Source organism: Pseudomonas sp. USHLN015 (genome assembly GCF_037153275.1).
Lineage (GTDB): Bacteria > Pseudomonadota > Gammaproteobacteria > Pseudomonadales > Pseudomonadaceae > Metapseudomonas > Metapseudomonas tohonis.
Map to the genome: position 1 here is coordinate 328839 of NZ_JBBCKP010000003.1, position 17570 is coordinate 346408.

Genomic DNA, 17570 nt, shown 5'->3' on the forward strand with positions numbered 1-17570 from the left:
ATCACAGCGGCTGGCACGGCGGTCGATGTCGGCCCCGTGCGCCGGTCAACTGAGCATGAACAGCGCGGCGCCGCCGAACTGGGCTTCGAACTGCTCGGGGCTCATGGGGCGGCCGAATAGGTAGCCCTGCACCTCGTCGCAGCCGTGCTCGCGGAGGAACTCCAGCTGGGCGTGGGTTTCCACGCCTTCGGCGATCACCGCGAGGTTGAGGCTGTGGGACATGGCGATGATGGCGCGGGCGATCTGTGCGTCGCGTTCGCCGTCGGGCAGGCCGTCGACGAAGCTGCGGTCGATCTTCAGCACGTCGATGGGGAACTGCTTGAGGTAGTTGAGCGAGGAGTAGCCGGTGCCGAAGTCGTCGACCGCGATGCACAGGCCCAGGCGCTTGAGGCTGGCGAGGATCTGCATGGCTTCGCCGACGTCGCGCATCAGGATGGATTCGGTCAGCTCCAGTTCCAGGCACGCCGGCGGCAGGCCGCTCTCGGTGATGATCTCGGAGATACGCTCGACCAGCTGTCCGTCGGCGAACTGGCGGGCGGAGATGTTCACCGAGATCTTCGGCAGGCGCATCTTCTGCTGGTGCCAGTGCCTGAGCTGGCGACAGGCCTCGCGCAGCACCCAGTCGCCGACGTCCACCACCAGGCCGAGTTCTTCGAGCACCGGGATGAAGTCATTGGGCGGCACCAGGCCACGGGTCGGGTGGTTCCAGCGCAGCAGTGCCTCGACGCCGGTCAGGCGCTTGCCGTCGCCGGAGAACTGCGGCTGGTAATAGAGCATGAACTCGCGCTGCTCCAGGGCGTGGCGCAGGTCGCTCTCCAGCTCCAGGCGCTCCAGGGCACGGGCGTTCATCTCGGCCTGGTAGAACTGGAAGTTGTTCTTGCCGCGTTCCTTGGCGTGGTACATCGCGGTGTCGGCGTTCTTCATCAACTGGCTCAGCTCGCGGCCGTCCTGCGGGCTGAGGGCGATGCCGATGCTGGCGGTCACGAAGAATTCGCGGCCTTCGAGCACGAAGGGCCGGGCGAGGCTGGCGAGGATCTGTTCGGCCACGTTGATGGCGCGGTTGAGCGCACCCTCGCGGGTGGTGCGCGGTTGCAGCAGCAGGGTGAATTCGTCGCCGCCCATGCGCGCCACGGTGTCGTCGTCGTCGACGCAGGCGGCCAGGCGGATGGCCACGTCCTTGAGCATGCGGTCGCCGGCGGCGTGGCCGAGGGAGTCGTTGATCGGCTTGAAGCGGTCGAGGTCGAGGAACATCAGCACCACCCATTCCTGGTGCCGCTCGGCATGCTGCAGCGCGGTGTGCAGGCGGTCCTGGAACAGCGTGCGGTTGGGCAGGTGGGTGAGGGCGTCGTAGTAGGCCAGGCGGTGGATGCGCTGCTCGCTGGCCTTGCGCTCGCTGATGTCGCTGAAGAAGCAGACGTAGCTGACCAGGTCGCCTTCCTCGTCGTGCACCGCGGTGATGCCGATCCAGGAGGGATAGGTGTCGCCCTGGCGGCGCTTGAGCCAGACCTCGCCTTCCCAGCTGCCGCGCTGGTTGAGCTGGCCGAGGATGTAGTTGAGCTGGGTGGCCTGCTGGCGGTCGGCGGTGAGCACCGACGGCAGCTGGTCGAGGACTTCGGCGGATGAGTAGCCGGTGATGCGGCTGAAGGCCTCGTTGACCTGGACGATATAGCCGGCCGGGTCGGTGACCAGGATCGCCGAGGTGGAGTGCTCGAAGACCGTCGCCGCCATGCGCAGGTCCTTCTCGGCGCGGCGTTGCTGGCTGATGTCGCGGCCGACGCCGAGCAGCCCCTCGAAGCTGCCGTGCTCGTCCCACATGAGCATGATGCGCAGCTCCACGGGGATCTTGCGGCCGTCGGCGCGCAGGCAGTCGAAGAGGAACAACTGGGCGGGCAGGCGCGAGCGCAGCTCGGCCAGGCGCTGGGGATTGCCCAGGGCGTTGCTGACCTGGTCCAGCAGCACGTAGAGCGGGGCCATCTGGCGCGGGTCGGCGACGGCGTTGTTGAAGCCGTTGGCGATCACCGACTCGGCGCTCAGGCCCAGCACCGGCGTCACCGAGGGGCTGACGTAGTTGAGCTGCAACTGGCGGTCGCTGGTGAAGATCACGTCGCTGATGCTTTCGGCCAGCAGGCGGTAGCGCCGCTCGCTCTCGCGCATCAGCTCGCTGGCCTCGATCTGCTCGGTGATGTCCTTGGCCACGCCGATCAGGCGGCTGACCCGGCCGTTCTCATCGCGGGTCAGCGACTGCTCGCGGATGTCGAACCAGTGCCAGTTGCCGTCGCGGTGGCGCCAGCGCAGCTGGCACTGCAGCAGCAGGCCGTCGCCGACCACCTGCTGCAGGCTGCGCATGCGCCAGTACTGCTCTTCGTCGTCGGGGTGCAGCACCTGCTCCCAGAAGCGCTCGCCCATCGCCTTCAGCTCGCTGCGGCTGTAGCCCAGCTGCTGGCCGAGGCGGTTGTTGCTGAGCATCACCTTGCGGTTGCCGATGTCGTGCACGTAGAGGGTGTCCGGCACGGCCAGCACCACGTCGGACCAGAAACGCTCGCGCTCGATCAGCGACAGCTCGATGCGCTTGCGGCTGGTGATGTCGCTGATGCTGAGGGTGACGGCGTGCAGGTCCTGGATCATTTCCGGCAGGCGCAGCACCACCCAGAGATGCCGCTCGGTGCCCTGGGGCGTGACGATGCGGGTCTCCAGTTCGATCTGCGACTGGCTTCCGAGCACGGCGCCGATGAGCTGGGCGCGGATGCCGCCGTTGCGCAGCGGGCCGTGGCCGATCAGTTGCTGCCAGGCCTGTTCGCTGCTGCCGACGCCGAGCAGGCGCAGGGCGAACTGGTTGACCTCGGTGATGCGCAGGCGCTGCAGCAGCTCGCCGTGGCGCCCGGGGTGGGTGTCGATCCACTGGGCGAGGGCCTGGGTATCGCGCAGGCCCAACTGGAACAGGTGCTCGCGCAGGGTGGACAGGTCGAGCACGCAGAGGGCGACGCCGGTGCCTTCGAAGATGTCCTGGTAGCGCCGGCGGGTTTCCTGCAGCACGCGCAGGGCCTGCTGCTCCTCGGTGACGTCGCGCAGGACCCAGACGTAGCCGATCAGCTTGGCGCCGTCGTTGAGGTCGCTGCGGGTCACGGCGAACAGGCGCTGCTCGCCATCGACGCCGGCGGGCACCAGGTCCGGGCCGAGGTCGTTGGGGAAGGTGGTGGCGTGCAGCAGCAGCGGGTCCAGCCCGGGCAGCAGGGCCAGCAGGTGGTATTGCTGGGATTCTTCGCTGCTCATGCCGAACATCGCCTCGGCGCGGGCGTTGAGGTAGCAGACGACGCCGTCGGTCCAGGTCACCACCACGCGCTCCTCGATCACGCCGAGGGCGCTGGCGGCCTGGCGCAGGGAGCGCCGCGAGGCGTCGTTGAGTTCGCGCAGGTTGCGTTGCTCGCGCTGCAGGACGAGGAGCGCGAGGGTCGCCAGGGTGGCGCAGATGAGGAACAGCGCCAGCCGCCCGATCAGGCCCGGCAGCAGTTCGGCCTGCACCTGGCGTTCGTCGTAGAGGGCGCGCAGCTGCCAGTCGCTGTTGGCGAGCGGCGCGATGAACAGGGTCTGGGACTCTTCCAGCGCCGTCACCGGCATCACGATGGGGCTGTCCTTGGCGACCTTGCCGCTGTGCAGCAGCACGCGGTCGCTGAAACGGTCCTCCAGCAGCCAGCCGGACTGGTCGCGCTCCTGTTCGCGGATCCAGTTGCGCAACGCCTGCGGATCGAGGCGCAGCAGCCAGGCGTTGCCGGCCTCGATGTCCCGCAGGATCAGGTAGAGCTGGCCACCGCCCTGGGCGCTGAAGGAGAAGTGCACGGCCTGGCCGGCGGAGCGTTGCGCGAGGCTGGCGACGAACAGCGCGTCGTCGGCGGCGGGGTCGCTGTCGGCGAGGATGCCGCCACGCGGCGTCAGCCAGGCGACGCTGCGCATGGCTGGGTAGATGCGCTTGAGGTTGCCCAGCAGGTCGGGTTCGAGGGACGGCTGCCGGGCGCTCTGTGCAAGGAATGCGAGCCCGGCCTGGGCCTTGAAGTCCATGCTGCCTTCGAGGTGGCTGGTGATCTCGCGGGCCAGCTCCTGGCTGCGCTGGCGCTGGCCGTCCTTCAACTGGTGGTATTCCTGCTGCAGCTGCCAGAACAGCAGGCCGAGCATGGACAGCACGAGGACCAGTAGAAGCCCCTTGACCGAGCGGTGCAGTGGCGGGCCGTACGGCTCTCCGGGCGCACGCGGGGTTGTCGAGGGGCGAAGCTTGGGCACTGGACGAATCCTGCGATGACGACGAAATAGGCAGGTGATGCTGGCCGACTGAACTGTAGTCCGGCGCTTACAAGCGGGCTAGCATGCCTTGAAGTGAGGCAGAGTGCCAGCATGGCCGACGAGCGTCGTTTGCCCTGCTTCGCCCATTCCGGTAGCTTTGCCGCACGCGCGCGGGAGCGCATGCGTCCCCGCCTTTACCCCTGATCACAGAACCAAGGTCACCCATGGCTCAATACGTCTTCACCATGCATCGCCTGAGCAAGGTCGTTCCGCCGAAGCGGGAAATCCTCAAGAACATCTCCCTGTCGTTTTTCCCCGGCGCCAAGATCGGCGTGCTGGGCCTCAACGGCTCGGGCAAATCGACCCTGCTGAAGATCATGGCCGGTGTGGACACCGAGTTCGACGGCGAAGCACGGCCTATGCCCGAGCTGAACATCGGCTACCTGCCCCAGGAACCGCAGCTGGACCCGACCAAGAGCGTGCGTGAAGTGGTCGAGGAAGCGGTCAGCGTCGTGAAGGACGCCCAGGCCCGCCTGGACGAGGTCTACGCCGCCTACGCCGACCCGGACGCCGACTTCGACAAGCTGGCCGCCGAGCAGGCCAAGCTCGAGGCCATCCTCCAGGCCAGCGATGGCCACAACCTGGAGCGCCAGCTGGAAGTCGCCGCCGACGCGCTGCGCCTGCCGGCCTGGGACGCCCGCATCGAGCACCTCTCCGGTGGCGAGAAGCGCCGCGTGGCCCTGTGCCGCCTGCTGCTGTCGGCCCCCGACATGCTGCTGCTGGACGAACCGACCAACCACCTGGACGCCGACTCCGTCGCCTGGCTGGAGCACTTCCTCCACGACTTCCCGGGCACAGTGGTGGCCATCACCCACGACCGTTACTTCCTCGACAACGTCGCCGGCTGGATCCTCGAGCTCGACCGTGGCGCCGGCATTCCGTACGAGGGCAACTACTCCGGTTGGCTGGAGACCAAGTCGGCACGCCTGGCCCAGGAATCCAAGCAGCAGTCGGCCCACGAGAAGGCCATGAAGGAAGAACTGGAGTGGGTGCGCAAGGGCGCCAAGGCCCGCCAGTCGAAATCCAAGGCCCGCCTGCAGCGTTTCGAGGAGATGCAGTCGCAGGAATTCCAGAAGCGCAGCGAGACCAACGAGATCTACATCCCGGCCGGTCCGCGCCTGGGCGACAAGGTCATCGAATTCAAGAACGTCACCAAGGGCTACGGCGACCGCGTGCTGATCGACAACCTGTCGTTCTCCATGCCCAAGGGCGCCATCGTCGGCGTGATCGGTGGCAACGGTGCCGGTAAGTCGACCCTGTTCCGCATGATCATGGGCAAGGAAACCCCGGACTCCGGCAGCATCGAGATCGGCGAGACCGTGAAGCTCGCGTGCGTGGACCAGAGCCGCGACGACCTGGACGGCAACAAGACCGTGTTCCAGCAGATTTCCGACGGCTCCGACCAGATCCGCATCGGCAACTACGAGATCCCGTCGCGCACCTATGTCGGCCGCTTCAACTTCAAGGGCGGCGACCAGCAGAAGTTCGTCAAGGACCTCTCCGGTGGTGAGCGTGGCCGCCTGCACCTGGCCCTGACCCTGAAGGAGGGTGGCAACGTCCTGCTGCTCGACGAACCGTCCAACGACCTCGACGTCGAGACCCTGCGTTCCCTGGAAGAAGCCCTGCTGGACTTCCCGGGCGCCGCCATCGTGATTTCCCACGATCGGTGGTTCCTGGACCGCGTGGCCACCCACATCCTGGCGTACGAGGACGACTCGCAAGCGGTGTTCTTCGAAGGCAACTACACCGAGTACGAAGCCGACCGCAAGAAGCGCCTGGGCGATGCCGCTGCCCAGCCGCACCGCGTGCGTCACAAGAAGCTGGCCCAGTGACCTGAGGTCATCCCCCGGTCGACACCGGGTGGGCCGGACATGAAAACGGAGCCGAAAGGCTCCGTTTTCGTTTCCGCTCCCGGCTCACTTCACCTTGCGGGCCAGGTCGTCCAGGCTGCGTTGCAGCTGGTCGGTCTTGCGTTCCTGCGCCTCCAGCCGGCGCTGGATGCCGGACAGTTCGCTGGCCGAGCCGCTGTCGCGCTTGAGGTCGTCCACCTGGCGCCTCAGGGCGCTGATGGTGTCGGCCTGATCGCTGGTCAGCTGGTTCAGCCTGTTGATGTGCTTCTGCATCTCCTTGACGTCGCCGACGCTGATGTTGCTCTCGGTCAGCCGGCCGCTGGAGGTGCGCTCCACGGCGGCAAGGTTGTCGTAGTTGCCGGCCGAGCCCGCCATCTCGACGCCTGCCCGCGCCTGGCCGATGCCGGCGAGCAGCAGGGCGGTGAGCGTGGTGGCGGCGAGGATGGAAGGACGCATGCGCGAGCTGTACATGGAAGGACTCCTGGGAGTGGGTGCCGAAATGGCACATCGCTATGACTGGTGCGAAGGTGCCGGGTTCTCCCCTGGACATGCGCGGATACAAAGGCTCTCGGCAGGCTCGCGGGGCACTCGCCGGAGCCCGTGTGGCCGGGATGCGCCATATGAGGGCTGCAACCGCTCCGACAAGGTGCAGTGGAAGCGTCGGTAATTCGCCGTTTCAGAGCGGTTTATCCCTTTAGCTTTCGGCGGCTTTTATAGAATTGCACCAAAAAGATTCAATAAAGCGTCATTTTGCACTTCTGTAGGGCGTGTTTTCCTTGTTAGAGTCAGCGCCCTTTTGAACAGAACGAGCAGGCCAGGACGCCATGACCGAATCCGTCGACAACTATCTTGCCCGCCTGAAACGGCGTGACCCCGACCAGCCCGAGTTCCACCAGGCCGTGGAAGAAGTGCTGCGCAGCCTCTGGCCCTTCCTCGAAGCCAACCCGCGCTACCTGCAGGCTGGCATCCTCGAGCGCCTGGTGGAGCCCGAGCGCTCCATCCTGTTCCGCGTGCCCTGGGTCGACGATGCCGGCCGCGTGCGGGTCAACCGTGGCTACCGCGTGCAGATGAGCAGCGCCATCGGTCCCTACAAGGGTGGCCTGCGCTTCCACCCCTCGGTGAACCTCGGCGTGCTCAAGTTCCTGGCCTTCGAGCAGGTGTTCAAGAACTCCCTGACCTCGCTGCCCATGGGCGGCGGCAAGGGTGGTTCGGACTTCGACCCCAAGGGCAAGAGCGACGCCGAAGTCATGCGCTTCTGCCAGTCCTTCATGAGCGAGCTGTACCGCCACATCGGCGCCGACCTCGACGTGCCCGCCGGTGACATCGGTGTCGGCGCCCGCGAGATCGGCTTCCTCTTCGGCCAGTACAAGCGCCTGTCCAACGAGTTCACCTCGGTGCTCACCGGCAAGGGCCTGGCCTACGGCGGCAGCCTGATCCGCCCGGAAGCCACCGGCTACGGCTGCGTGTACTTCGCCCAGGAGATGCTCAAGGGCCGCAACAGCGGTTTCGACGGCCAGCGCGTGGCCATCTCCGGCTCCGGCAACGTCGCCCAGTACGCGGCGCAGAAGGTCATGGAGCTGGGCGGTAAGGTGATTTCCCTGTCCGACTCCGAAGGCACCCTGTTCGCCGAGGGCGGCCTCACCCAGGAACAGTGGGAGGCGGTGATGGAGCTGAAGAACGTGCGTCGCGGGCGCCTGAGCGAACTGCAGGGCGCCGGGCTGCGCTTCATCGCCGGCCAGCGCCCCTGGAATCTGGCCTGCGACATCGCGCTGCCCTGCGCCACCCAGAACGAGCTGGATGCCGATGACGCCCGCACCCTGCTGGCGGGCGGCTGCATCTGCGTCGCCGAAGGCGCCAACATGCCCTCGACCCTGGAGGCTGTGGATATCTTCATCGAGGCCGGCATCCTCTACGCGCCGGGCAAGGCCTCCAACGCCGGCGGCGTCGCCACCAGCGGCCTGGAGATGAGCCAGAACGCCATGCGCCTGCACTGGAGCGCCGGCGAGGTGGACCAGCGCCTGCACGGCATCATGCAGAACATCCACCATGCCTGCGTCGCCCACGGCGAGGAGAACGGCCGGATCAACTACGTGAAGGGCGCCAACATCGCCGGCTTCGTCAAGGTGGCCGACGCCATGCTGGCGCAAGGCGTGGTCTGAGACGCGACCGCTCTCCTGGTGGGAGCGGGGTCAGCCGCGAAGAAAAGGGCAGCCGATGGCTGCCCTTTGCGTTTGCACCACAGGGCGATCAGGCGCTGGCCCGCTGGCTCTCTTCCTGCAACCCCATGAAGCGGCGTATGCGCTCGCCGGCACGGTTCTCGCGGATCGCCTGGGGGCTGGCGTCGACCTGGACCAGGCCGTCCTCCATGAGGATCACCCGGTCGGAGATCGACAGCGCGAATTCCATCTCGTGGGTGACGATCACCAGCGTCATGCCCTCGCTGGCGAGGTCGCGGATCACCTTCAGCACCTCCCCCACCAGCTCCGGGTCGAGGGCCGAGGTGGGCTCGTCGAACAGCATGATCTGCGGGTCCATCGCCAGCGCGCGGGCGATGGCGACACGCTGCTGCTGGCCGCCGGAGAGCTGGTGCGGGTACTTGTGCGCATGCGCCAGCAGGCCGACCTTGTCCAGCAGGGCGCAGGCGCGGGCCTCCGCCTCCTGGCGTGACAGGCGGCCGTGGTAGCGCGGCGCCAGGGTGACGTTGTCGAGCAGGGTGCGGTGGGGAAACAGGTTGAAGTTCTGGAACACCATGCCGATGTGCTGCACGCCCCGGCGCACGCGGGCGTTGCCGGGTTTGTCGCCCGAGGCGATGTAGGTTTCGCCGAAGAGCACGATCTCGCCCTGGTCGATGCTCTCCAGGCCATTGATGGTGCGGATCAACGACGTCTTCCCCGAGCCCGACGGGCCGATGATCGACACCACCTCGCCCGCTCCCACCTTGAGCTCGATGCCCTTGAGCACTTCGTGGCGGCCGTAGCGCTTGTGGATGTTCTGCAGTTGCAGCGCCGGTGGCGTGCCCTTGCCGGTGGCGCGCGCCACCCGGGCGGCGAGGCGCTGGCCCGTGCCGCGCAGGGCGGCTACGGCCTCGGCGGTCAGCGTCTGCGGGGCGCGACGGGAGAGGTCGAGACGGCGCTCCAGTGCGCCCAGCAGCCAGCCGAACAGGGTGACGATCAGCACGTAGTAGGCGGCCACGGCGCAGAGCGTCTCCATCACCAGGAAGTTCTGCGCGTAGAGGCGCTGGCCGACCATCAGCAACTCGGTGAGGGAGATCACCGAGACCAGCGAGGTCAGCTTCACCACCGTGATGTATTCGTTGATCAGTGTCGGCAGGGATATGCGGAAGGCCTGCGGGATGACGATCAGGCGCTGGATGCCGAGCCCGCCGATGGCCAGTGCGCGGCCGGCCTCCTTCTGCCCCTTGGCCACCGAGATCAGCCCGCCGCGGTGGATCTCGGCCATGTAGGCGGCCTCGGTCAGCACCAGGGCGAACAGGCCGGCGAGAAAGGGGTTGGACAGCAGCTTGCCGGTGACCGGGAACAGCTGCGGCAGGTTGTAGACGAACACCACCAGCACCAGCAGCGGCACGCTGCGGAAGAACCAGATGTAGAGGCCCACCGGCACCCGCAGCAGCGGATGCGTGGAGAGCCTGGCGCTGGCCAGGAGAAAGCCCAGGACCATGCCGATGAACCAGGCCAGGGTGCTCAGTTCGATCACCGTGACGCAGGCCTTCCAGAAATCGACCAGCGAGAACAGCGAGAAGAAATACGACCATTCGAATTGCATGGGCACCTCGGTCGACCCGCCCTGCGAGGGCGGGCCCGTATCGCGGGAAACGGGGCGGCGCCCGAAGCGGCGCCGCCGTCACGCTCAGTTGGCGGCGGGGGCCTCGAGGCTGTATTTGCTCAGCATGGCGGTGTACTCGCCGCTGGCCTTGGCGCCTTCCAGGGCCTTGAGCAGGGCGTCGTGCAGCGCCTTGTTGTCCTTCTGCACGTAGATGCCGAGGGTCTGCTTGTAGATCAGCCCCGGGGTGCTGACCACCACGCGCTGGCGCGAGCGCTCGGCGATCTGCTTCGCCGCACCGGCGATCTCCACCTGGGCCTGGATATGGCCGGAGATCATCGCCTGGGTGGCCTCGGGGGCGGAGGGGTACTCGCTGACGGTGATGGCGCCCTTGCCGTTGGCGGTGCAGTAGCTGGAGGACAGCTCCTGCAGCTGGGTGACCCAGGTGGTGCCCTGCTGCAGGCCGACCTTGAGGCCACACAGCTCTTCCGGGGTCTCTGGCCTGGCCTCGGCGTCGGCCTTGACCAGGATCGAGGCGCCGGTCTGCGCGTAGGGGATGGCCAGTGCCTGGGCGGTGCGTTCCGGGGTGATGTACATGCCGGAGATCACCGTGTCGAAGTGGCGGGCATTGAGGCCGAGGATCAGCCCGGCGAACTTGGTGTTGACGTAGGCGACGTCCAGTTTCAGCTGCTTGGCCAGGGCTTGCGCCAGGTCCGGGTCGGACCCCACCACCTTGTCGCCCTCGTAGGACTCGAACGGGGGGTAGGTGATGTCCATGCCGACCTTGAGCTGGCCGGGGGTGGTGACGCCGACGTCGGCCTGGACAAGGCCGGTGGCCAGCAGCGCGGCGGCGAGGGCGGTGGAACGCAGGGCGGTGGAAGGCTTCATGGGTGGTGCTCCTCTGGTCAGCGGATGTGTGCGGCTCAGGACGGCTGCATCTGGTTCTTCAGGTGGCCGAAGCTGGAGGGCTTGCGTGCCCGCTCCGGCAAGGCGATCTCGCCGGCTTCGACGCGCCGGCGCAGGTACTGGTACGTCTGCAAGGCCTGGGCCCACATGTGCTCGCCGATGGCGATCTCCTCGTAGGCCTGGGCGCCGTCACCGGCGAACTGCGGCAGCGGGCGGATCTGGGTGTGGAAGTCGCAGGCGTAGAACAGCGGGAAGGAGTAGCGCTCCTCGCGCACGCTGCGCACCCGGTGCGAGGTGGCGACGAAGGCGCCGGCGGTCATCACCTCCAGCATGTCGCCGATGTTCACCACGAAGGCCCCATCCAGGGGCGGCGCATCGATCCAGGCACCGTCCTCGTTCATCACCTCCAGGCCCGGCTTGTCGGCGAGCAGGATGGTGAAGCACTCGTAGTCGGTGTGGGCGCCGATGCCCGGGGCGTCCTGGGCGGCGTCGTCGAAGGGGTAGTGGATCAGGCGCAGCTTGGACGGCGGGCGGCTGACCATGGCATCGAAGTAGTCCTCCGGCAGCCCGAGGGCCAGGGCGAAGCCCTGGAACAGCCTGCGGCCGAGGGCGAAGACGTCGGCGTAGTAGGCCTGCACCGCTTCCTTGAAGCCGGGAACGCCCGGCCAGTCGTTGGGCCCCAGCAGCGGGGTGCCGGCGAGGAACAGCGGGTCGTCGCGGCTGACCTCGTAGCCGATGTCGAAGGCTTCCTTGTGATCCGGCTTGCCCTTGGAATAGACCTCCTCGCCTTCGGGGACGAAGCCCTTGTGGCTCTCGGAGGTGCCGATGTAGTGGCGCATCTTCGCGTCCAGCGGCTGGGCGAAGTAGTCCCGTGCGGCCTGGCGCAGGCCGTCGATGCGTGCCGCGGCGATGCCGTGGTTGCGGATATAGAGGAAGCCCACCTCGCGGGCCGCCTTGCCCAGGGCCTGCGCCACCGCCTGGCGGTCCTCCAGGCGTTCGCTGAACAGCCCGGCGATGTCGATGACCGGGATCGAGGTGAAGGCACTGCTGGCCGTGTCCTGTGCGTGCATGTCGTGGCTCCGTGTCAGCCGAAGAGGCGGTGGAAGTGCTGGCGCTGGCGCTGGCCGATCCACTGGTTGAGGGACCAGAGGTCGGCGACCGGCATGTCGGTGAAGGGCAGGTGATGCAGATAACCGTCCGGACCGAACTCCGGCGTCAGCGTGGTCACGGCGTAGCCGCGCGCCTGCTGCGATCGCCACACCGCTTCCCAGTGGCGCTCGTGGAAGTCCAGCGCGGCGGCGTGTTCGGGGGCGGCGGGATGGGGCACCTGCGGCCCCTGGTCGTAGCCGACCCGCGCCTGGATGTGATGCACACGCTCGACGAAGGGGGCGAGGTCGTCCTCGGGGTCGTCCAGCAGGCGCTCGCAGGTCACCACCCAGTGGCTGATGTCGCTGGTGAAGCGCAGCTCCGGCAGTTGGCGGATCAGCTCCAGGGTGACCCAGGGATTGAACAGCGAGCGGGCGCGATGGGTCTCGAAGCAGCAGGCCAGGCCCTGGTCGGCGGCGATCTCCAGGGCGCGACCGAAGAAGTCCACCTGCATCGCCAGCGGCCAGCGGTCGTTGCCCGCCAGCAGGTTGACGAAACGCGGCTGCAGCTCGGCGGCCAGGTCCAGCTTGCGGGCCAGGTCCTCCAGGTGCTCATCGGGCTGTGCGGCCTGCTTCGGCAGCACGTCGTAGGCGGTGAACAGGGTGCAGATGTAGGCCAGCTGGTTGTCGCGCAGCAGGCCGGCGAAGGCGCGGCGCTCGGCAGCGTCCAGCGGCAGGCGCGCTTCCATGCCGTCGAAGCCGGCGGCGCGCAGTTCCTCGAGGGCCTGGGCACGGGGCGCGGTGTAGCCCCAGAGGGTACGGAAGAGTTCGAGTCGCATGGGCGTATCCCGGTCAGGGACGCACCCGGCACGCAGGCCGACGGGCGCGGCGGGCGTGCCGGGCGGTCAGGCGATTGTCGTCAGCGGAGCCGGAAGGGAGAGATGCAACGGGCGGGGGCGTGATGCACGGCGCATGGGCGTTCCTCTGACAAGCTCGGTCGGGGCGGCTGGGCCGACCCTTTCTTGTGGTTACGCCACGGCTGTGGCGGGCTTGGGCAGTCAAAGGAATCACGTGTGGCCCGGGGAGGGGCCGCGCGCTCTGCGGCGCGATGGGCGATTCTGTGGCGCGCGCGGACCGCGAAAGAATAGGAAAGGCCAAATACTTAGTTCAGGAAATCCGAAACTAACAGGGGGCCGAAAGGATGACGGCGTGCTGCGCGGACGGGGCGGTCTGCGCTAGCTGTTGTGCACTCGATGCGAAGCCTCAAGCGCGGTGCTTCCGGTTATTCATGGCTCCCTGTCACGCCCACCGCATGGGTTTCGCTTCGCTCTACACCATCCTACGAAAGGCGTCAGCCGCAGCGAGCACCCAGTGGTGATGCGCACATCAATGTGAAGTCGTGAGCCTCGACGTTGGAGCAGCGGCCAAACGCCCCTTTCAGGAGGCCGAGCGCAATCGTCGTTTCAGGGGTTGAGCGACATGGATGTCGCGAGAGCCGCGATGGGCCATGGACGGCCCGAAGGAATTGCCGCGTTGGCTGGCGGGCTCCCATGACGGGGCGATACGTCGTCTCAATGCCCGATCAAGGCACGATCCATGGCCCGGCGCTTGTCGCGCTCCCAGTCCTCGTCGCGGTCCTTGGAGATCTGCTCGTGGAACTCGCGTAGCTCTTCGCTGCGCACCTGTTCCTTGCACTGCTCGAAACCGTCGCCCCAGCCTTCGGCGTAGGTGCGCTCCTTGAGGTAGCGCGGCACGTCCTTGCGGAAGGCGCCGGTGATCACACCCGCCGCCTGGCGCCCGCTGCTGCAGCCGTCACTGAAACCGTCGGCGAAGGCGGGTGGGTAGCCCTCGGCTATCAGGTGCTGGTGGGTGCTCTCGCAGCCTGCCAGCAGGGCGCCGCCGAGGACGAGGGGGATGGCAAGGGCGGCGCGGAATGACGCCATGTTCGACTCCCGTGCGCCCGTTCGCTGGGCGCACATGCGCGGATTTCATTGCGGCGGCCACCCGGATTGGACGGCCTGGCGCAAGTATCGGCGGGAGGATGTCGTGGATTCGTCAAACCGCCGTGATGGCGATGTCGTGGAAATCCTGCCGCTCGCTCCTGATCTGACAACGGACGGGAAGAAATTGCTGGATCACCTCGATGTTGCTCATCAGGTGCTCGCTGAGCACCGGGGCGCTGAAGCTGCCGCCGCCGGCCAGCGCCATGGGCAGCAGCAACTGGTCCGAGAGGTGTTCACCCACGGCCGCACCGCTGGCCAGCCAGGCGCGGGCCTCGTCCACCGCCAGGTCGGCGACCCGTTCGGCCCCGACGCGAGGCTGGCCGAAGGCGCAGAACACCTCGGTCAGCGTCTCGCAGGCGAGCTCCAGCAACAGCGCGTTGCCCGGCCCCTGGTCATTGTCGATGAACTGCAGGCACAGCTCGTCGTCACGCCAGCCCAGGCGCTTGGCCACCCGTTGCAGCTCGCGCTCGCCGACATGCCCGGGCACCCCGGCCAGCAGCGCACGGGCCTGGCGTTTCAGTACGGCCCCTGGCGGCTCCAGGTGCAGCGGGCGCAGTTCGCCGGGCGCCATGCGCAACCGCACCACCCCGCCCCCGGCCTGCATGAAGCCATGGCGCAGCAGTTCCAGCTCCACCTCGGTGCCCATGCGGCGCAGCAATGGCAGCCAGGCGCGCTGGAGAAAGTCCACCGGCGGCGCCAGCGGGTTATGGGTGCCGCCGCTGACTTCCAGCGTGCTCGGCCCCTCGGCGAACAGCAGCGCCGGCAGCAGGGTCTGCAGCACCAGGGTGCAGCTGCCCGCGCTGCCGATGGCGAAGCGGTAGTCACCCGCGCGGATGGTGCCGGGCGTGAAGCGCAGCGTCTGCGAGCCCAGCTCCGCGCCTTCCACCTCGGCGCCGCTGACCTCGGCCGCTGCCAGCACGGCCGTCAGGTGCTGGCGCAACAGGCCCGGGCGGCTGCGCTTCGCGCGGATATTGCGGATGCGGAAGGCCCGCCCGCTGATCATCGACAGGCTCAGCGCGCTGCGCAGGATCTGGCCACCGCCGATGGCGCCGTCGAGTTCGAGGAAATCCGTTTTCATGGTTCGGTGTTCCAATCAGTTGTTCTTGCCTGGCTGTCTGGCCAGGTCATGGCCATTTCAGTCGGTTGTACGGGTTCCGGGTGCTCGCCGGAGAAGTCAGCCAGTTGCGTCCATTCGAGGCTTTCTATGGGGCGTGGACATACCAGTACCTGGGCCTTTCGTCCCATCCGCCTCCCGCCGGCTTACTGCGTCGGTGCGGGCGTGGTCAATAGCTGTGCCAGCGGCACGGTCTCCGGGCGCAGGGTCGCTGCGCATGTGTGCAGGCGGGTGGTTTCCGCCCGGGCTTCGGCGTCGCTTTCCGCCACCTGTGCCAGGGCGTAGCGGGCCGCTCCCGATGCGCCGGTATCGATGACCGCATAGGCTGCCAGGCAGCCTTCCTGCTGGTCCCGGGCCGCCTGGGCGGCCATGGCGCTGGGGTAGCGTTCGGCGACCACGGCGCGCAGGGCCGGCGAGGGCGGTGCCATCGCCTCGATGAAAGCCGTGCGATCCGGGTGCCAGGTCAGGCGGCGCGTCTCCAGGCGGTCCGCTGCGTCGATCGCGGCGGCACGCTCGTGCACCAGCAGCACCGGGCCGTCGCCCGTGGGTGCCAGCACCCAGCTCTGGTTCGGCCCCGGGGCTTCGTCGTGGGACCAGGCCAGGTGCGGGCCCTGGGGCGTGGCGAGGTACAGGGCGTGATGGCGCTTGGGGTGCTCGAAGCCGCCCATCTGGCTGACCAGCAACGCGGGTGTGCCATCTGCCAGCCGCAGCAGGCGAGCGGCCGCGCTGACCTGCCCCTCTTCCTCGCCGGTTATCCACACCCTGGGCGCCGCGCCAGCCCCCAGGGGCGTGCCGGCGCCGTACAGGGGATCGGGCGCTGCCTGGCTGGCGGGTGCCGCTGTCGCTGCCCAGTGCAGCACCACCGTGGTGCCGTGTGGGCGGCCGTCTTTCAACAGGCGCAGCTCGAACGGGCAGGGCGCGGTGGTGCAGGCGGGCAGCGACAGCTCGTAGGCCGTCGCCGAGTCCAGAGGCAGGGTGTCCAGCACCTGGCGCTCCTGGGCGGCGAGGCCGCTGGCCAGGCCCAGGAGCAGCAGGCCGGCGAAGGGTTTGAAGTCCATTTCAGCTGTTCTCCATTGATGCGATGGCCTCAGGTGGCGTGGGTGTGCACGCAGTGCCGCATGAATTCATCCAGCAAGGCGTCGTCCCCCTGGCCGCGTGGCAGTTGCGGGGCTTCGCCGGCGCTGGCCAGCTGGGCCTCGATGAAGGCGTGCAGCACCTCGCGGCGCGGGCCGTGGGTGGCTTCGGTGGCGGCGCGCTTGAGCTGCAGCAGCTCGTCGATTTCCGCCAGCAGCGCCGGGTCGTCCAGGGTCACCAGCAGGTCCTCGAAGGGCATCGGCGGGCGGCCACGGCCCTGGTCGAGCCAGCGTACCGCCAACAGCGGGCGCAGGACGTAGAGGTACTTCTTGAAACGCACCTCGTCGCCTTGCAGGTAGCCGCGGAAGTTCTTCTTGGCCATGGACAGGTAGTGGTGGCGCACGGCCCGGGGCGACCAGAAGGCTTCGGCCAGTTCGCGCAGGCGGGCGGTGGCGGCGTCGTCCTGGCGGTAGACCAGGGGCGAGTCGAGCCACTCCAGCAGCGTGGGGTTGGAGTTGCGCAGCAGGCGCAGGGCCTTGCGCAGCTCCCAGCCGCTCACATCCAGTTCGTCGTCCAGCGGGCGCTCGATCACGTCGCGCGGCTCGCGTACCTGCAGGTACCAGTCGGGCTGCTCGACGTAGACGAAGCGCACGTCGTAGTCGCTGTCGCTGGAGGCGAAGCCCCAGGCGCGGCTGCCGGATTCGCAGGCGTAGAGCACGGTGACGTTGCGCTCGCGCTCGACCCGTTGCAGTTCCTCCAGCACCCGCTCGCGCATGGCGGCGGGGAGGGGATGGCGGTGGTCGCTGGTCATTTCGTTTGTTCCCTTACTGCTTCAATCGGTGGCGCTGGCGGCCAGCGCGCTGAGTGTTCGTCGTCTCGGGTTGTACAGGGTGAGGCACCAGATGCCCCACCATTCCTTGCCGTCATCGAAGTAGCTGCTCCAGGCGCTGCGCTGGGGTTCGTCGTCGGCGTTGCCGACCCAGTCCAGCACCTGCATCCCCTCATCGGCGTGCAGGCGCAGGACCTCGCGCCATTCGCGGAAGTCCTCCACCTGCAGCGCGGTGCCGTAGGGCGGGCCGACCAGGGCCCGGTACAGCGGCCCGTCGTCGCGGGCCAGTTCCTCGATGCGCGCGGCATCCAGGGCCTGCGGGCGGGCCTGCTCCAGGTCCGGGATCAGCTCCGGCCAGGGATGGTTGGCGTACTGCGGGTGTTGTTCCACCAGCTTGCGGCGCCATTCCTGGGCGCGTTCGCGGATGCCTTCGAACAGCACCCGCAGCGCATCCTTGTGCTCGGCCTCGCCGGGGCGGGCGGTCACGTCCAGGCCCAGCACGACGAAGTCGAAGACGCTGCCGGCTTCGTCGAGGCGGGCCCGGAGTTCTTTCACCCGACGGCTTTCCAGTTTCTGCAACATCAGTCGCTCTCCCTC

The 17570-nt window shown here is 67.9% G+C and carries 13 protein-coding genes; 2 read left to right on the forward strand and 11 right to left on the reverse strand.

All coding sequences use genetic code 11. From position 1 onward, the window contains the following. Nucleotides 1–45: 45 nt before the first annotated feature. Nucleotides 46–4167: a bifunctional diguanylate cyclase/phosphodiesterase gene (locus WFQ67_RS07730; protein WP_337056624.1), complete on the reverse strand. Its 4122-nt coding sequence runs from the start codon at nucleotides 4165–4167 to the stop codon at nucleotides 46–48. 329 nt (nucleotides 4168–4496) lie between these two features. Between WFQ67_RS07730 and ettA the strand changes: the two genes are divergently transcribed. Further along, the gene (ettA, locus tag WFQ67_RS07735; protein WP_111259709.1) at nucleotides 4497–6164 is read left to right on the forward strand and encodes an energy-dependent translational throttle protein EttA; all 1668 of its coding nucleotides are present in this window, start codon (nucleotides 4497–4499) and stop codon (nucleotides 6162–6164) included. An 84-nt stretch (nucleotides 6165–6248) separates the two neighbouring features. Here ettA and WFQ67_RS07740 read toward each other — a convergent pair whose 3' ends face one another. Next, entirely contained in the window at nucleotides 6249–6653 is a 405-nt protein-coding gene (locus WFQ67_RS07740; RefSeq protein ID WP_173173426.1) for a hypothetical protein, read from the reverse strand. Between the two features lie 353 nt (nucleotides 6654–7006). Here WFQ67_RS07740 and gdhA point away from each other — a divergent pair, with 353 nt between their 5' ends. Continuing rightward, nucleotides 7007–8341 carry an NADP-specific glutamate dehydrogenase gene (gene gdhA / locus WFQ67_RS07745; protein WP_337056534.1) on the forward strand — a complete coding sequence of 445 codons (1335 nt, stop codon included), beginning with the start codon at nucleotides 7007–7009 and terminating at the stop codon, nucleotides 8339–8341. Between the two features lie 88 nt (nucleotides 8342–8429). Here the strand turns inward: gdhA and WFQ67_RS07750 are convergent, their stop codons facing one another. From WFQ67_RS07750 to WFQ67_RS07790, 9 genes are all read right to left on the reverse strand, one after another. Next, the gene (locus tag WFQ67_RS07750; protein WP_337056535.1) at nucleotides 8430–9965 is read right to left on the reverse strand and encodes an amino acid ABC transporter permease/ATP-binding protein; all 1536 of its coding nucleotides are present in this window, start codon (nucleotides 9963–9965) and stop codon (nucleotides 8430–8432) included. Between the two features lie 84 nt (nucleotides 9966–10049). Beyond that, the gene (locus WFQ67_RS07755; RefSeq protein ID WP_173173421.1) at nucleotides 10050–10850 is read right to left on the reverse strand and encodes an ABC transporter substrate-binding protein; all 801 of its coding nucleotides are present in this window, start codon (nucleotides 10848–10850) and stop codon (nucleotides 10050–10052) included. A gap of 35 nt (nucleotides 10851–10885) precedes the next feature. Continuing rightward, nucleotides 10886–11938 (reverse strand): isopenicillin N synthase family dioxygenase, encoded by a 1053-nt coding sequence (locus WFQ67_RS07760; protein ID WP_173173420.1) that lies wholly within the window; start codon nucleotides 11936–11938, stop codon nucleotides 10886–10888. A 14-nt stretch (nucleotides 11939–11952) separates the two neighbouring features. Further along, complete coding sequence (locus WFQ67_RS07765; protein WP_337056536.1) at nucleotides 11953–12792, reverse strand: sugar phosphate isomerase/epimerase family protein; 840 nt, start codon at nucleotides 12790–12792, stop codon at nucleotides 11953–11955. A 732-nt stretch (nucleotides 12793–13524) separates the two neighbouring features. Next, entirely contained in the window at nucleotides 13525–13896 is a 372-nt protein-coding gene (locus WFQ67_RS07770; RefSeq protein ID WP_213628454.1) for a hypothetical protein, read from the reverse strand. A 112-nt stretch (nucleotides 13897–14008) separates the two neighbouring features. Continuing rightward, nucleotides 14009–15034, reverse strand: a complete 1026-nt coding sequence (gene rtcA, locus WFQ67_RS07775; RefSeq protein ID WP_337056537.1) for an RNA 3'-terminal phosphate cyclase — start codon at nucleotides 15032–15034, stop codon at nucleotides 14009–14011. A 182-nt stretch (nucleotides 15035–15216) separates the two neighbouring features. Then, nucleotides 15217–16128 (reverse strand): hypothetical protein, encoded by a 912-nt coding sequence (locus WFQ67_RS07780; protein WP_337056538.1) that lies wholly within the window; start codon nucleotides 16126–16128, stop codon nucleotides 15217–15219. Nucleotides 16129–16157: 29 nt separating this feature from the next. Then, complete coding sequence (locus WFQ67_RS07785; protein WP_044410443.1) at nucleotides 16158–16955, reverse strand: nucleotidyltransferase domain-containing protein; 798 nt, start codon at nucleotides 16953–16955, stop codon at nucleotides 16158–16160. 21 nt (nucleotides 16956–16976) lie between these two features. Then, complete coding sequence (locus WFQ67_RS07790) at nucleotides 16977–17555, reverse strand: hypothetical protein (protein ID WP_337056539.1); 579 nt, start codon at nucleotides 17553–17555, stop codon at nucleotides 16977–16979. Nucleotides 17556–17570 lie beyond the last annotated feature (15 nt).

What these genes read in the sequence shown, in the direction of transcription:
- WFQ67_RS07780 (WP_337056538.1), bottom strand. Translation starts at nt 16,128, where the DNA reads ATGGACTTCAAACCCTTCGCCGGCCTGCTGCTCCTGGGCCTGGCCAGC.
- rtcA (WP_337056537.1), bottom strand. Translation starts at nt 15,034, where the DNA reads ATGAAAACGGATTTCCTCGAACTCGACGGCGCCATCGGCGGTGGCCAG.
- gdhA (WP_337056534.1), top strand. Translation starts at nt 7,007, where the DNA reads ATGACCGAATCCGTCGACAACTATCTTGCCCGCCTGAAACGGCGTGAC.
- WFQ67_RS07730 (WP_337056624.1), bottom strand. Translation starts at nt 4,167, where the DNA reads ATGCTCGGCCTGCTGTTCTGGCAGCTGCAGCAGGAATACCACCAGTTG.
- WFQ67_RS07765 (WP_337056536.1), bottom strand. Translation starts at nt 12,792, where the DNA reads ATGCGACTCGAACTCTTCCGTACCCTCTGGGGCTACACCGCGCCCCGT.
- WFQ67_RS07790 (WP_337056539.1), bottom strand. Translation starts at nt 17,555, where the DNA reads ATGTTGCAGAAACTGGAAAGCCGTCGGGTGAAAGAACTCCGGGCCCGC.
- WFQ67_RS07755 (WP_173173421.1), bottom strand. Translation starts at nt 10,850, where the DNA reads ATGAAGCCTTCCACCGCCCTGCGTTCCACCGCCCTCGCCGCCGCGCTG.
- WFQ67_RS07740 (WP_173173426.1), bottom strand. Translation starts at nt 6,653, where the DNA reads ATGTACAGCTCGCGCATGCGTCCTTCCATCCTCGCCGCCACCACGCTC.
- WFQ67_RS07750 (WP_337056535.1), bottom strand. Translation starts at nt 9,965, where the DNA reads ATGCAATTCGAATGGTCGTATTTCTTCTCGCTGTTCTCGCTGGTCGAT.
- WFQ67_RS07770 (WP_213628454.1), bottom strand. Translation starts at nt 13,896, where the DNA reads ATGGCGTCATTCCGCGCCGCCCTTGCCATCCCCCTCGTCCTCGGCGGC.
- WFQ67_RS07760 (WP_173173420.1), bottom strand. Translation starts at nt 11,938, where the DNA reads ATGCACGCACAGGACACGGCCAGCAGTGCCTTCACCTCGATCCCGGTC.
- WFQ67_RS07785 (WP_044410443.1), bottom strand. Translation starts at nt 16,955, where the DNA reads ATGACCAGCGACCACCGCCATCCCCTCCCCGCCGCCATGCGCGAGCGG.
- ettA (WP_111259709.1), top strand. Translation starts at nt 4,497, where the DNA reads ATGGCTCAATACGTCTTCACCATGCATCGCCTGAGCAAGGTCGTTCCG.